This is a genomic window from Streptomyces sp. NPDC017890 (assembly GCF_044328675.1).
Classification (GTDB): domain Bacteria; phylum Actinomycetota; class Actinomycetes; order Streptomycetales; family Streptomycetaceae; genus Streptomyces.
Map to the genome: position 1 here is coordinate 149,656 of NZ_JBIRHU010000001.1, position 13,741 is coordinate 163,396.

At 72.1% G+C, this 13,741-nt stretch carries 14 protein-coding genes and 1 pseudogene; 6 read left to right on the forward strand and 9 right to left on the reverse strand.

All coding sequences use genetic code 11. The features are described from left to right. Positions 1-2: 2 nt before the first annotated feature. Together ACH4F2_RS00655 and ACH4F2_RS00660 are read left to right on the forward strand one after the other, a co-directional pair. The gene (locus ACH4F2_RS00655; RefSeq protein ID WP_398130502.1) at positions 3-905 is read left to right on the forward strand and encodes a metal ABC transporter permease; all 903 of its coding nucleotides are present in this window, start codon (positions 3-5) and stop codon (positions 903-905) included. Positions 906-972: 67 nt separating this feature from the next. Next, positions 973-1,392: a Fur family transcriptional regulator gene (locus ACH4F2_RS00660; RefSeq protein WP_055416814.1), complete on the forward strand. Its 420-nt coding sequence runs from the start codon at positions 973-975 to the stop codon at positions 1,390-1,392. Between the two features lie 55 nt (positions 1,393-1,447). Here ACH4F2_RS00660 and ACH4F2_RS00665 read toward each other — a convergent pair whose 3' ends face one another. From ACH4F2_RS00665 to ACH4F2_RS00675, 3 genes are read right to left on the reverse strand one after another with little or no spacing between them, the layout of a single operon-like run. Continuing rightward, positions 1,448-2,296, reverse strand: a complete 849-nt coding sequence (locus tag ACH4F2_RS00665; RefSeq protein WP_398130503.1) for an isoprenyl transferase — start codon at positions 2,294-2,296, stop codon at positions 1,448-1,450. 16 nt (positions 2,297-2,312) lie between these two features. Then, complete coding sequence (gene recO / locus ACH4F2_RS00670) at positions 2,313-3,062, reverse strand: DNA repair protein RecO (RefSeq protein ID WP_398130504.1); 750 nt, start codon at positions 3,060-3,062, stop codon at positions 2,313-2,315. A gap of 22 nt (positions 3,063-3,084) precedes the next feature. Then, positions 3,085-3,300, reverse strand: a complete 216-nt coding sequence (locus ACH4F2_RS00675; protein WP_398130883.1) for a hypothetical protein — start codon at positions 3,298-3,300, stop codon at positions 3,085-3,087. A 321-nt stretch (positions 3,301-3,621) separates the two neighbouring features. Between ACH4F2_RS00675 and ACH4F2_RS00680 the strand changes: the two genes are divergently transcribed. From ACH4F2_RS00680 to ACH4F2_RS00695, 4 genes are all read left to right on the forward strand, one after another. Continuing rightward, complete coding sequence (locus ACH4F2_RS00680) at positions 3,622-4,455, forward strand: Scr1 family TA system antitoxin-like transcriptional regulator (protein WP_398130505.1); 834 nt, start codon at positions 3,622-3,624, stop codon at positions 4,453-4,455. After that, positions 4,437-4,706, forward strand: a complete 270-nt coding sequence (locus tag ACH4F2_RS00685) for a DUF397 domain-containing protein (RefSeq protein WP_398130506.1) — start codon at positions 4,437-4,439, stop codon at positions 4,704-4,706. Before ACH4F2_RS00680 ends, ACH4F2_RS00685 begins: the two co-directional genes overlap by 19 nt. A 16-nt stretch (positions 4,707-4,722) precedes the next feature. Then, positions 4,723-5,202, forward strand: a complete 480-nt coding sequence (locus ACH4F2_RS00690; protein WP_398130507.1) for a cupin domain-containing protein — start codon at positions 4,723-4,725, stop codon at positions 5,200-5,202. Positions 5,203-5,306: 104 nt separating this feature from the next. Continuing rightward, the gene (locus tag ACH4F2_RS00695; protein WP_398130508.1) at positions 5,307-6,806 is read left to right on the forward strand and encodes an alpha/beta hydrolase; all 1,500 of its coding nucleotides are present in this window, start codon (positions 5,307-5,309) and stop codon (positions 6,804-6,806) included. A gap of 51 nt (positions 6,807-6,857) precedes the next feature. On the opposite strand, the pseudogene ACH4F2_RS00700 reads toward ACH4F2_RS00695, so the two are convergent. The 6 genes and pseudogenes from ACH4F2_RS00700 to ACH4F2_RS00725 all read right to left on the reverse strand — a co-directional run. Continuing rightward, a pseudogene (locus tag ACH4F2_RS00700) lies at positions 6,858-7,247 on the reverse strand (VOC family protein); the annotation flags it as partial. 38 nt (positions 7,248-7,285) lie between these two features. Beyond that, a complete protein-coding gene (locus ACH4F2_RS00705) occupies positions 7,286-8,002 on the reverse strand; it encodes a response regulator (protein ID WP_398130509.1) in 717 nt (238 codons plus the stop codon). Beyond that, complete coding sequence (locus ACH4F2_RS00710; protein WP_398130510.1) at positions 7,999-9,267, reverse strand: sensor histidine kinase; 1,269 nt, start codon at positions 9,265-9,267, stop codon at positions 7,999-8,001. The genes ACH4F2_RS00705 and ACH4F2_RS00710 overlap by 4 nt, the downstream gene beginning before the upstream one ends. 67 nt (positions 9,268-9,334) lie before the next feature. Continuing rightward, positions 9,335-11,425 carry an MMPL family transporter gene (locus tag ACH4F2_RS00715; RefSeq protein ID WP_398130511.1) on the reverse strand — a complete coding sequence of 697 codons (2,091 nt, stop codon included), beginning with the start codon at positions 11,423-11,425 and terminating at the stop codon, positions 9,335-9,337. A 149-nt stretch (positions 11,426-11,574) separates the two neighbouring features. Continuing rightward, the gene (locus tag ACH4F2_RS00720) at positions 11,575-12,687 is read right to left on the reverse strand and encodes a hypothetical protein (protein WP_398130512.1); all 1,113 of its coding nucleotides are present in this window, start codon (positions 12,685-12,687) and stop codon (positions 11,575-11,577) included. A gap of 73 nt (positions 12,688-12,760) precedes the next feature. Beyond that, positions 12,761-13,741: an SCO2521 family protein gene (locus tag ACH4F2_RS00725; protein ID WP_398130513.1), complete on the reverse strand. Its 981-nt coding sequence runs from the start codon at positions 13,739-13,741 to the stop codon at positions 12,761-12,763.

The window sequence follows — 13,741 nt, forward strand, 5'->3', positions numbered from 1 at the left end:
CCATGGAAATCCTGAACTACGCCTTCATGCAGCGGGCGCTGCTGGCCGCCGTCCTGGTCGGCATCACCGCCCCCGCCGTCGGCATCTACCTGGTCCAGCGCCGCCAGGCCCTCATGGGCGACGGCATCGGCCACGTGGCGATGACCGGCGTCGGCCTCGGCTTCCTGCTCACCTGGTCCCCGGTGTGGATGGCCACCCTGGTCGCCGTGCTCGGCGCGGTCCTCATGGAGCTGATCCGCTGGTACGGCCGGACCCGCGGCGACATCGCCCTCGCCATGCTCTTCTACGGCGGCATGGCCGGCGGCGTGATGTTCATCAACCTCGCGCCGACGGGCTCCAACGCCAACCTGAACTCGTACCTCTTCGGTTCCCTGTCCACGGTCTCCGAGTCCGACGTGACCGCGATCTGCGTGCTGGCCGCCTTCGTGGTCCTGGTCACCCTGGGCCTGCGCCGCCAGCTGTTCGCGGTCAGCCAGGACGAGGAGTTCGCCCGGGTCACCGGCCTGCCGGTGCGCGCGCTGAACCTGCTGACGGCCGTCACGGCGGCGGTGACGGTGACGGTCGCGATGCGCGTCGTCGGGCTGCTGCTGGTGTCGGCGCTGATGGTGGTCCCGGTGGCCGCGGCACAGCAGCTCACCCGCAGCTTCGCCGCCACCTTCGCGGTCGCCGTCGCCATCGGCGTCAGCGTGACCATCGGCGGCACGGTCACCTCGTACTACCAGGACGTGCCGCCCGGCGCGACGATCGTGCTGCTCACCATCGGCGCGTTCGTCCTGCTGACCGCGCTGGCGACGCCGCTGGCCCGGCGACGCGCGCGAGCGGCCACCGCGGCGCAGGCCGCCGCCGATCCGGCGGAGTGCAAGATTCCGGCCACCCGGGGGGCCACCGACGAGGTCGGCGTCTGACCGCCGGCCGGCCGGGCTGGCACAATGGCCCGGCAAGCCGCAGACGACAGACGTGAGGAGGCACCCGGTGACGACCGCTGGACCGCCCGTGAAGGGCCGTGCCACCCGGCAGCGGGCCGCCGTGTCGGCGGCCCTCCAGGAGGTCGAGGAGTTCCGCAGCGCTCAGGAGCTCCACGACATGCTCAAGCACAAGGGCGACTCGGTCGGGCTCACCACGGTCTACCGCACCCTGCAGTCCCTCGCCGACGCCGGCGAGGTCGACGTCCTGCGCACCGCCGACGGCGAATCCGTCTACCGCCGCTGCTCCACCGACGACCACCACCACCACCTGGTCTGCCGCACCTGCGGCAAGGCGGTCGAGGTCGAGGGCCCCGCGGTCGAGAAGTGGGCGGAAGCCATCGCCGCCGAGCACGGCTACGTCAACGTCGCGCACACGGTGGAGATCTTCGGCACCTGCGCGGACTGCGCGAACGCCTCCGGCGGCTGAGCCGTGGGGCCGGGGCTGCGCCCCGGACCCCTTGTCGGCCTGAACGGCCTCGTCCTCAGACTCCGGACGGGCTGGACGCTTCCGTCCCCTCCATGGCGAGGAGCTCCTCGTTCGGGATGGCCCCGCCGAAGCGGCGGTCCCGGGAGGCGAACTCCAGGCACGCGCGCCACAGGTCGCGCCGGTCGAAGTCGGGCCACAGCACGTCCTGGAACACCATCTCGGCGTACGCGCTCTGCCAGAGCAGGTAGTTGGACGTCCGCTGCTCGCCGCTCGGCCGCAGGAACAGGTCCACGTCCGGCATGTCCGGGTAGTACAGGTACTTGGCGAGCGTCTTCTCGTTCACCTTCGACGGGTCGAGCCGCCCGGCCCGCACGTCCTCGGCCAGGGCCTGCGCCGCGTCGGCGATCTCGGCGCGCCCGCCGTAGTTCATGCAGAAGTACAGGGTGAGCCTGTCGTTGTCCTTGGTCTGCTCCTGGGCGACCTGGAGTTCCTTGGCGACCGACTTCCACAGCTTGGGCATCCGCCCCACCCAGCGCACGCGGATCCCCAGCTCGTCGAGCTGGTCGCGGCTCTTGCGGATGAAGTCCCGGTTGAAGTTCATCAGGAAGCGCACCTCGTCCGGCGACCGCTTCCAGTTCTCGGTGGAGAAGGCGTACAGGGAGATGTTCTCCACGCCGATCTCGATCGCGCCCTGGAGCACGTCCAGTACCCGCTCGGCGCCGACCTTGTGCCCCTCGGTGCGCGGCAGCCCGCGCTCCTTGGCCCAGCGCCCGTTGCCGTCCATGACGATCGCCACATGCTCGGGCACCAGCTCGCCGAGGTTCGGGGGCCGCGCGCCGGACGGGTGCTGCTCCGGCGTCGTGTACTCCCGGCGCTGACGCCCCAGGAACCCGCGTACGGCCATGTGTCTCTCGTCTCCTTCAGGATTTTTCGACGTATCGCAGGGAGCGCAGGCCGCGCTCCAGATGCCAGTGCAGGTAGGCGGACACCAGCCCGCTCCCTTCCCGGACGTACCGCGGTTCGCACGCGTCCGCGGTCCCCCAGTCTCCCGTGAGCAGCGCTCCGAGAAGGTCCAGGGCCTGCGGCGAGGGTACGACGCTGCCGGGCACCCGGCAGTCGGCGCAGACGGAGCCGCCCGAGCCGACCGAGAAGAACCGGTTCGGACCGGGCATACCGCACTTCGCGCAGTCCCCGAAGGTGGGCGCGTACCCGTTCACCGCGAGGGAACGCAGCAGGAACGCGTCCAGCACGAGGTTCGGCGCGTGCTCACCCCGGGCGAGGGTCCGCAGCGCGCCGACCAGCAGCAGGTACTGCTGCACCGCCGGCTCGCCCTCGTGGTCGGTGAACCGCTCGGCCGTCTCCAGCATGGCCGTCCCGGCGGTGTACCGCGGGTAGTCGGTGACGATCCCGCCGCCGTACGGCGCGATGGTCTCGCTCTGCGTGCACAGCGGCAGTCCGCGGCCGACCAGCTCGCTCCCCTTGGAGAAGAACTGCACGTCCACGTGCGAGAACGGCTCCAGCCGCGCCCCGAACTTCGACTTCGTCCGCCGCACCCCGCGCGCCACGGCGCGTACGCGACCGTGACCGCGCGTGAGCAGTGTGATGATCCGGTCCGCCTCGCCCAGCTTCTGGGTGCGCAGCACGATGCCGTCGTCGCGGAACAGACTCATGGCGTCCATTGTCCCGCATGCTTCAAGGCACCTCGCCACGGCTCCGGGCGTTGGTGTACGCCGTCGCCGCGCTGAGCCGCTCGGACAGGGTGGCATGGCGTACGTCACGCGGCTCGGCGTCCCACTCCCGCCCCCCGCCGTACGGCCGCATCTGCACGTACGGCCCCTCGTGCCCCATGACGACGCCGACCCGACCGCTGCGGGTGTCGACGGCATAGCACCCGATCGGCGGCATCATCATCGCAGCACCGCCGCGAGGCGCCGCGCGGTCTCGAGGGAACACCGCCCCAATTCGATGAGCGGACAGGGGGCCTCCCGCGCAAGACTCACCGGGTCGACCCCGAGTGACGGCAGAGTAATTCCTGCCTCCGTGAGCGCTGCGCGCAATTCTTTCACCGTTACCTCCGCTTCTTCGACGCAGGGCGCCGAGTGCCGTGCCTCCACCGTGTTCCCCTTCCCATTGCGGTTTCACTCTTCGTGTCCCAAGAATGCCTCTCCGTGACTACGATCGGGAGCAGTTCGCGCACTACAAGTGCTGGTCAGTACAGGGGGGTTGGTTATGGCCAACGGTTCGCGGCAGGCGGCGTGGGAGTTCTTCGGGATTGAACTAAAACGCCGGCGGGAGGACGCCGGAATCACCCAAGTCGAGCTGGGGGCGCGAGTATTCGTGTCCGGCGGATACATCGGCCAGTTCGAACAGGCTATTCGGAAACCGCAGCTGGATGTGGCGCAGCGGATTGACGAGTCACTACAAACCGACGGTATTTTCGAGCGGCTGTGCCGGAAGCTGATTGACGATCCGCGGTATGCGGATTACTTCGCCCATGTGGTGGAGCTGGAGCGCCTGGCCACGCGGATCTGCGAGTTCGCGCCCACCGTCGTGCCGGGCCTGCTCCAGACGAAGGAGTACGCGAGCGCGGTCACGATCGCCGCGAACCCGTTCAAGCCCGACACCTACGTCGATGACATCGTCACCGCCCGCCTGGAACGGTCGCTGATCCTCGACGACGCTACACGGCCCGAGTATTGGGTGGCCTTGCACGAGAACGTCCTGCGCATCCCGGTGGGCGGCCCGCAGGTGACGGCGGCCCAACTGGAGCACATCGCCCGGCTGGCGCGTGAGCGCACGGCGGTCGTGACGGTGCTGCCGTTTGCGGCGGGGGCGCATGCGGCCATGGGCGGGATGCTGAAACTCATGGACTTCGAAGACGCGCCGCCGGTCGCTTATACAGAGACAGAGTATTCAGGCACACTCATCGACAGTCCAGCCGTGGTGATGCACGCCCAGCGCACATACGATCTACTCAGGGTCGCCACGCTGTCGCCGGAGGCGTCCCTGGCCCTGATCGAGTCGGCGGCGGAGGACTTCAGACGATGCGCGAGTTCGACCTGAGCAACGCCCGCTGGACGAAGAGCACCTACAGCAACGGCGAGGGCGGCGACTGCGTCGAGGTCGCGTACGACTTCCCCGGCGCCGCCCGCTGGCGCAAGAGCACCTACAGCAACGGCCAAGGCGGCGACTGCCTCGAGGTCGCCGACGGAGTCCCCGGTGTCGTCCCCGTGCGGGACAGCAAGGTGGCCGGCGGCCCGGTGATCGTCGTCGGAGCGGCCGCCTGGGCCACGTTCGTACGCACCGTCGGCTGACGAAGAGAGGGCACCCATGTCGTACCCGGAGCCGCGCTACCTCGGCGAGAAGGGCGAGATCAACGCCGTGTTCCGGGGTGCCGGCACCCCGCCGGACGTCGTCTCCCCCGGTGGCACGGCCACCCACTACCTCGCGAGCCACGCCTCCACCGGGGGTGAGTTCGGGCTGTACAAGGTCGACATGGGCCCCAGGGCGCCCGGCGCCAGGACGCACTTCCACCGGAGCATCTCCGAGTCCTTCTACGTCCTGTCGGGCGAGGTGGAGCTCTACGACGGCGAGCGCTGGGTCACCGGACGGCAGGGCGACTTCCTGTACGTACCGGTCGGCGGACTGCACGCCTTCAAGAACGACAGCGACGACCCCGCGTCCATGCTGATGCTGTTCTCACCGGGGGCCCCGCGCGAGGAGTACTTCGAGCGCGTCGCGGAGTTCGCGCAGCGTGGCGGCGAGGAGCTGCGGGAGTTCCAGGTGAAGCACGACAGCTTCTTCGTCTGACGGCGTCAGGGAGAACCCCGAGCGGCGACACTGGGGTAATCCCCCCTGTTTTTAAGGCAGTTGCCCGGATGGGAGGAGCCTCGGAGATCAGCGAGGCTCCTCCCATGACGCAGCCCACGCGCATCCTCCGCAACGCCGCCCTCATCGGCGTGTCCACCGCCCTCCTCGGCATCACCGCACCCATGACCGCCTCCGCCACGACCGCCCCCGACGGCCCGTCCAAGCCCCTGGCCTGGGCCGCCTGCGAGGGCACCGGACTCGACCCACGTCAGCGGTGCGCCACCCTCCAGGTGCCGATGGACCACGCCGACCCGGACGGGCCCCGCATCGACGTCGCCGTCTCGCGCATCCCGAGCGAGAATCCGAAGGCCCGGCGCGGCACGCTCCTGCTCATCCCCGGCGGGCCGGGCGGCTCCAGCCTCAACGACCCCTCGGGCAAGGGGCAGAAGCTGCCCCAGGAGGTACGGGACACGTACGACCTCGTCGGGTTCGCGCCACGCGGGCTCGCCCCGTCGACGTCCGTCAGTTGCGGCCTGGAGCACGGCGACCTCGCCACCTCCAGGCTCCGTCCCTGGCCCGCGCCCGACGGCTCGGTGAACGGGAACATGACCACCGCCCGGCGCATGGCGGACGCCTGTGTCCGCAACGGCGGTGAGCTGATCAAACACCTCAGCACCGCCAACGAGGCCCGCGACATCGACCGCCTCCGGGCCGCGCTCGGCGAGCGGAAGATCTCCGCGTGGGGGACGTCGTACGGGACGTACGTGGGGGCGGTGTACGGGCAGTTGTTCCCGCACCGCACCGACCGCGTGGTGCTGGACAGCGTCGACGATCCCGACCCCGCCCGCGTCAACCGCGCCTGGCTGGCCGCGCACGAACAGGGCGTCGAGGACACCTTCCCGCACTTCGCGGCCTGGGCGGCCGAACCCGGCAATCCCGACCGTCTGGCGCGCAGGGCCACCGACGTGCGGCCGATGTTCCTGCGGCTCGCCGCCCGGCTCGACCGGGAGCCGGTCCCCTGGCCCGGCGCCAATCCGGCGGAGCTGAACGGCAACGTGCTGCGCCAGACCATGCTGGACAGCCTCTACGCCCCCAGCCGCTATCCGACGCTCGCCCGGCTGATACGGGCCGCGCAGGAGGGCACCGTGCCCCCCGCGCCCCCCGCGCCCCCCGAGGCCGTGCTCCAGAACGTGACCGCCGTGGGCGCCGGGACGCTGTGCAACGACGTGGCCTGGCCCAAGGCACAGGGCGTGTACGAGAAGGGTGTCGCCGAGAGCCGCGCCGAGTACCCGCTCACCGCCGGGATGCCCCGCAACGCGATGCTGTGCGCCGCCTGGCCGTACCCGCCGCGTGAGGCGCCGGTACGGATCACCGACGAAGGGCCGTCCAACGTCCTGCTCGTGTCGAACGAACGGGACGTCGCCACGCCCCTCGCCGGCGCGGTGAAGATGCGGGAGGCGCTCGGGCGGCGCGCGGTCCTGGTCACGGTGGACTCCACCGGCCACAACCCGTACCTCCTCAACGGCAACGCCTGCGGCGACCGCACCGCCTCCCGCTTCCTGGCGACGGGAGAGCGGCCGGACGCGGACACCCACTGCGGCTAGGGCACCGCTGGAGAAGCCGGCCGCCCGCCCGCCGCGGCGGGCGGGCGGCGGTCAGCCGGTACTCCTCACCGGGGCGCTGTCGCGTCCCTGACGCCGGCCGCTGAGCTCGACGTCCAGCGTCTGCTGAGCCACGCGCATGGCCCCCGCGTACACGGGGTCCTGCAGCCGCTCCCGCATCTGCTCCTCGGAGAGGTCCTCCACGCGGCTGGTCACCCACCAGATGTTGCCGAAGGGGTCCTTGACCCGCCCTCCCCGCTGTCCGAACGCGTCATCGGCCGGGGAGGTGACGACCTGTCCGCCGGCGTCGACGGCCCGGGCGCACGCCTGGTCCGCATCGGCCACGAACACGTTCAGCAGGCAGGGCATGACAGGCCGGTCCGCGCGTCGGTCGAACGCCATCACGACGGTGTCGCCGACTCGGATCTCGGCGTGACCGATCAGCCACAGCGATCCCTTCGATGACGTCGGTCGTCACCGGCCTAGGAGCCGTCCAGGCCAACGTCTGTCCTGGAGGCGGGGCCCTCCCGGGGCGGGGCGCCCGGCGTCACCAGCCCCGACTCGTAGCCCACGATGACCAGTTGCGCCCGGTCCCGTGCCCCCAGCTTGCCCATGATGCGGCTGACGTGGGTCTTCGCGGTCAGTGGGCTCAGTCCCAGCGAGTCGGCGATCTCCGTGTTGTTGAAGCCGCGTGCGACCAGGGTGAGCACCTGGCGCTCCCGGTCCGACAGGCAGTCGGGGCCACCCCCGCCCGGCACCGGCACCGCCGGGCTGCGCAGGAAACGCTCGATGAGCCGTGCCGTCGGACCGGGCGACAGCAGCGCGTCGCCCGCCGTCACGGTGCGTATGGCGTCGAGGAGCTCGGCGGGCTTCGTGTCCTTGACCAGGAACCCGGAGGCGCCCGCCCGCAGTGCCTCCACGATGTTGTCGTCGGTGTCGTAGGTGGTGAGGACCAGCACCTTCACGCCCGCGAGGTCCTCGTCGGCGGCGATGAGCCGGGTCGCCTCGATGCCGTCCAGGTCGGGCATGCGGATGTCCATGACGACGAGGTCGGCGCGTTCGGTCCGGGCCAGTTCCACGGCCCGGCGGCCGGTGCCCGCCTCGCCGACGACCTCCATGTCGGGAGCCGACGCGACGAGCAGGGCGAACGCGGCACGGACGAGGTTCTGGTCGTCCGCGAGCAGTACGCGTATGGTCATCCGGCTCTCTCCGCGGTGATCGTCGTGGTGTCCGTCGTCGAAGGCGTGGTGGGCGTCGGCAGTACGGCCGTCACCTGGAATCCTCCGGCACCCCCGCCCCGCGGCCCCGCGTCGAGTGTGCCACCCACGCTGCGGGCGCGTTCGCGCATGCCGACGAGGCCGAAGCCGGGGGTGCCGTCGGGGTCGGGGCCGGTGCCGTCGTCGGTCACGGACAGGCTCAGGGCGCCCCGCTCGGCGTGCACCTCGACGCGGACGGACGGTTCCGGCCCCGCGTGCCGTACGGCGTTGGTGAGCGCCTCCTGCACGATGCGGTAGGCGGCGGCGCCGACCGCGGGCGGCACGTCGTCGGCGCGTACCGACAGGTCCACCCGCGCTCCGGCGAACCGGGCGGCCTGAGCCAGGTCGGGCAGGCCGTACAGTCCGGGCAGCGGGCCGCGGGCGTCACAGGCGTCCTGGTCCCGGAGGACCTCCAGCGTGGTGCGCAGTTCACCGCGCGCGCTCCGGCAGGTCTCGGCGATGTCGTCGAGGGCCTTGGCGACGGCGGCCCGGTCCAGCCGGTCGGGGTCGGCGGTCAGGACGTGGGCGGCGACCGACGTCTGCACGCCGATGAGGGTGATGCTGTGCGCCAGCAGGTCGTGCAGGTCCCGGGCGACACGCAGGCGCTCCTCGGCGACGCGCCGCCGTGCCTCCTCCTCGCGGGTGCGTTCGGCGCGCTCGGCGCGCTCGACGATGGCGGCGACGTACTGGCGGTAGTAGCGGACGTCGACACCGGCGAAGAGGATGGCGACCACCCAGCCGGAGATGCGGATCAGCTCGACGGCCTGATGGGTGTTGACGGTGAGCATGATGCTGACGGACACCGTGAGCACCGCGGTGCCGGTCAGGATCGTGCGCAGGGGCCGGCCGGTGACGGCCAGCGTGTAGAGGGCGACGTAGGAGGCGGGGCCGGGCGCGGTGTGGTTGTGGTCCATGGCGTGGTACGGCCCGACGAGGGCCACCACCGCCGCGAGCACCAGCAGCGGGTGGCGTCGCCGCCACACGATCGGGACGTGCAGGGCGACCAGCAGCGTCCAGCCCACGGCATCCGGACGGCTGCCCTCGCCGGTGAACGACGCCAGGCAGACCGCGCCGGCGAGGAGGACCACGGCGAGCACGGCGTCGTTGCGGTCCCGGTGCGGGGCGGTGAGCGGGTCGCGGTTGATCGCGGCCATGATCCGCTCACCGAGGCGGGAGGGCCAGGACGACTCCGGAGTGGTTGCCTGCACGCGCCCATCCTCCGCGACGGACGCGCCCCTCCGGGAGAGGAGGGGCGCACTCCGGTCGGTGGACGGCTCAGACACCGACGGGCTCCCGCTCCCCCGCCGGCACCGGCTCCTCGGGCGCCCGGGACAGCCGGCCCGGCCACCACACCCGGCGCCGCAGGGCGACGCTCGCGCTGGTGACGAGGTAGGTGCGGACGAGGAAGGTGTCGAGGAGGACACCGACCGCGATGACGAAGCCCAGCTCGACGAGTTGCACCATCGGCATGTTGGTGAGCACCGCGAAGGTGGCCGCGAGGACGAGCCCGGCGGAGGCGATGACACCGCCCGTGGTGCGCAGCGCGGTGAGCGCTGCCTGCGCGGGTTCCGCGCCGTGCAGGGACTCCTCGCGCATGCGGTGCATCAGGAAGATGCCGTAGTCGACGCCGAGGGCGACCAGGAAGACGAAGGACAGCAGGCCCAGGCCCGGGTCGGTGCCCTCGAAGCCGAAGAGGGGCCCGAAGACGAGCCCGCCGATACCGAGGGCCGCGCCCCACACGGCGACGACGGCGGCCACCAGGATCAGCGGTGCGACCAGCGAGCGCAGCAGCACCACGAGGATCAGCAGGACCGACAGCAGCACGATCGGGACGACGATGACGGTGTCCCGGGCGCTGGTCTCCTCCAGGTCGATCTGCTGGGCGCTGGGGCCGCCGACGTAGGCGCCGTCGAGCTTGTCGCGCAGCGCGTCGATGGTGGCGGTCTCGGCCGCCGACTGGGGCGGGGCGGAGGCCAGTACCGTCAGCTCGGTCCAGCCTCCGTCGCTGCGACCGGTCGCCGCGCTCTCGACACCGGGGGTGTCCCGGGCCTCGGCGAGCGCGGCGTCGGCGCGGTCGGTGGGCGCGATGACGGTGATGGGCTGGGTGCCGCGCTCCGGGTAGGCGGCGGCGAGGGTCTCCATGGCGGCGATCGCCTCGGGCTTGGTGGTGAAGGTGTCCTCCTGTTTGAGGTCGCCGGGCAGGTTGAGCGAGCCGAGGGCCAGCGCGCCGAGCAGGAGGGCGCCGCCGGCGAGGACGGCGCGGGGCCGGCGTTCCGCGGAGCTGCCCATCGCGGTGAACAGCGACCTGCGGGCCTTGGGCGTGCTGCCGTAGCGGGGTACGAGCGGCCAGAAGACGCGGCGGCCGAGCAGGACCAGGATCGCGGGCAGCAGGGACAGCATCGCGGCCAGCGCGCACAGCACGCCGACGGTGCCGAGCGGGCCCATGCCCCGGCTGGAGTTGAGGTCGGCCGCGAGCAGGCACAGCAGTCCGGCGGCGACGGTCCCGGAGGAGGCGAGCACGGCGGGGCCGCAGCCGCGCAGGGCGGCGGCCATGGCGTCGTAGGGGCGCTCGATGCGCCGCAGTTCCTCGCGGTAGCGGGAGACGAGCAGCAGCGCGTAGTCGGTGCCCACACCGAAGACGAGGATCGTCATGATGCCGGCGCTCTGGCCGGAGACCGAGGTGCCGAAGCCCTGGTTGAGGCCGTAGGCGACACCCATGGAGAGGTAGTCGGCGATCCCGGCGACGGCGAGCGGGACGAGCCACAGGAACGGGCTGCGGTAGATGATGATCAGCAGGAGGGCGACGACGGCGGCCGTGGTGTAGAGCAGCGGGCCGTCGAGGGAGTTGTAGACCTCGCTCGCGTCGGTGGCCAGCGCGCCCGCGCCGCCGACCTCGACGCTCAGCCCGTCACCGCCCTCGGCGACGTCCCGTACGGCGTTGACCAGGGCGTCGCGGGCCTCCTCGTCCTGGCCGGGCTCGGTGGAGGCGACCGGGTACATGAGCGTGGTGCCGTCCTCGGACGGGATGGCCACCGGGCGGTCGGTCAGCCGGTGCGCGCCCGCGATCTCGGCGATCTGGTCGGCGGCGGTGGCCTTGTCGGCGGCGGTCAGTCCGGCGTCGCGGTGGTAGACGACGACCATCTCGGTGGCCTCGCCGCCCGGCAGCCGGTCCTGGATCTTCGCGACCTGCGTCGAGTCGGCGCTCGCCGGCAGGTAGTCGACGGCCCGGTCCTGCTGCACGTCGGACAGTTTCGACGCGAACGGCGAGGCGATCGCCAGTACGGCGATCCACAGTCCGAGCACCAGCCAGGGCACGGCGCGCCGTCGTCCCCCGCCCGTCCGCCCACGTGTCTTTGCGGCCCCCATGTGACGGGCCTCCCTCCGGTCCGGATGTCTGGTTCGGTCTCCAGAATTCCGTCGCCGGGGTGCCGATACGTCGGGCCCGAGGGCGAGTTGGCGGTTACTGCCCGGGGTGACGCGCGGACGCCGTTACTCCCCGGGGAGTACGGGTGCGGTCAGGCACGGTCGACCATCCAGTTGCCGTCCTCCTCGGCGTCGACGCGCACCTCCAGCTCGCGCAGGCCCATGCCCGCGTCCCAGAGTTCCCGGAAGCGTTTGAGCCGGTCCCGCACGTACTCCTGGCGCGCGGTGAGCCGGGTGCGGACGTTGACGTCGCGCAGGTCCTGCTCGATCTCGAAGGACACCCCCTCGTCGTAGAGGATGAAGTCGTTGGTGGTGCCGCGCTGCAGGTGCGGAGGCAGCTCGGGCAGGACGGCCGCGCGTACGTCGATCCGCCTCAGCTCCTGTTCCTCGCACAGCCGCAGCAGCCGGTCGTCGAGCTCGCGGGCGCTCTCCAGCAGGAACAGCCGGCGCACCGACACGCCCTGCTCGTCGATCGCGGCCTGCTGGGCGTCGAGGTAGCGGCCGGCGGGTTCGCTGTTCCAGAACTCCCGGTCGACGGAGGTGCTGGTGGCGCAGATGGAGTGCTCGGCGGCGCGGGTGAGGGTGAGCATCCAGTCGTGGTTCTCGCCCGGGCACTCGGTGGTCAGGTTGGTGAGGTCCGCCATGTGGCCGACGACCCGCGCCATCTCCAGGTGGACGAAGGTGTGCAGGATCGAGGGTTCCGGCAGCAGGACGTCGGCGAAGCTCTTCGCCAGCTCGGGCACGCTGTCGATGCGGACCGGGTCCAGGTGGCGGGGCTCGGCGGCCCTGTGGTCGACCTGGGTGACGTGGGTCTCGACCAGCTGTTTCACGTCCTCGGTGTGCCGGGTCAGACCGCTCTTCAGCTCGTCGTCGTACCGGTTCAGGCCCTCCCGTACGGCGGCGGTGTTCTCGGCCAGGGCGCTCTCCACCCGGCGGGTGTGTTCGTCCAGCGGTGCGTGACCCGGGCGGGGGGCCAGTCCGATGACGTACTGGACGAGCATCGCCGCGCCCGCGCAGAGCACCGCGGCCGCGAACTGGCGCGGTGTTCCGTCGTCGGGGCCCAGAAGGGCCGCGACGCTCCAGAAGAGGGCGCCGACGACCAGGGCGATCAGCAGCATGCGCGCCCATGGGGAGTCACCCCTCAGGGCCGCCGGGCCGGGCGGGTGGGTCGTGTCGTCGGGTCGGGGTGACTGTGCCGTGCTCATCTCGCTTCTCCCCCCGTTGGGATACGCGTCGGATCGGGGTGCGGGGATGTGCGTGGGAGGCGCCGGCGCCCGCTCAGGGGACCGGTTCCACCTCCCGGTGGGGTGCTGGAATGGCGTGCAGGGTGAGCTGGTCCCGGATGCGCTGCACCAGGGCCTGCCACTGCCGGGTGAAGCCGGGCCGCTCCTCCAGCGGGCCCCACAGCGGGGCCAGTTCCGGGTCGACCCGGGCCCGCGGCATCCACAGGTGCAGCAGGTGGTCGACGGCCGGCCGCAGGGTGCGGACGACGGCGCCGGTGTCCCGGGCGGCTCCGGTGCCCAGGCGGACGCCGTCGAGCATGCGGACCACGGTGGTGAGCAGCCAGTCGTGCAGGGCGAGGTCCTCGCAGAGCGCGGCCAGGCCGGTGGCGTCGGTACCCTCGGGCACCCGGAGGCGGACGGTGCGCAGTTCGTCCTCGGCGAGGGTGAACCGCTCGATGGACGGGCCGTCGCCCGGGTCCGCGGGCAGGGCGGCCCAGCGCAGCCGGGTGGGGCGGGACCGGAAGGGCGGGCACTGGTCGAGCAGGGGGTGGCGCAGCAGCCGGGTGAGCAGCCCGTCGGCGATCAGCCCGGCGTCGAGGTCGCCGTGCCGTCCGCCGTCGAGCACACCCCGCGCGACCGCGTCGTGCGGCAGCTTCCCCAGCGGCTCGACCACCCCGGGGCGTACCAGGTACTCGCCCCACGGGCGGCGCTGGTCGGGGCCGGTTGCGGGGACACGGAAGTGGGCGGAGGTCTGCAGGACGCGCCCCTCGGTGAGCGCGGCCCGGGCGGCGACGGTGCCGACCGCGCGGACGCGGGCGCCGTTGGCGCTGGGCAGCGGGCAGTCGACGCCGGTGAGGGTGTCGGGGGAACGCGCGTAGAGGCTCGGGCGTTCGGAGGTCAGGACCCGCTCGTCGGCGCGCAGGGCCAGGAGCTGGGTGGCGGCCCGGATGTCGAGGGCCTGCCGGGCGGGCAGCAGGCAGGTGCGGACCTCGCCGCAGGCGAGGACGGCGCGCGGTGTGCTCTCCCGCGGCGCCAT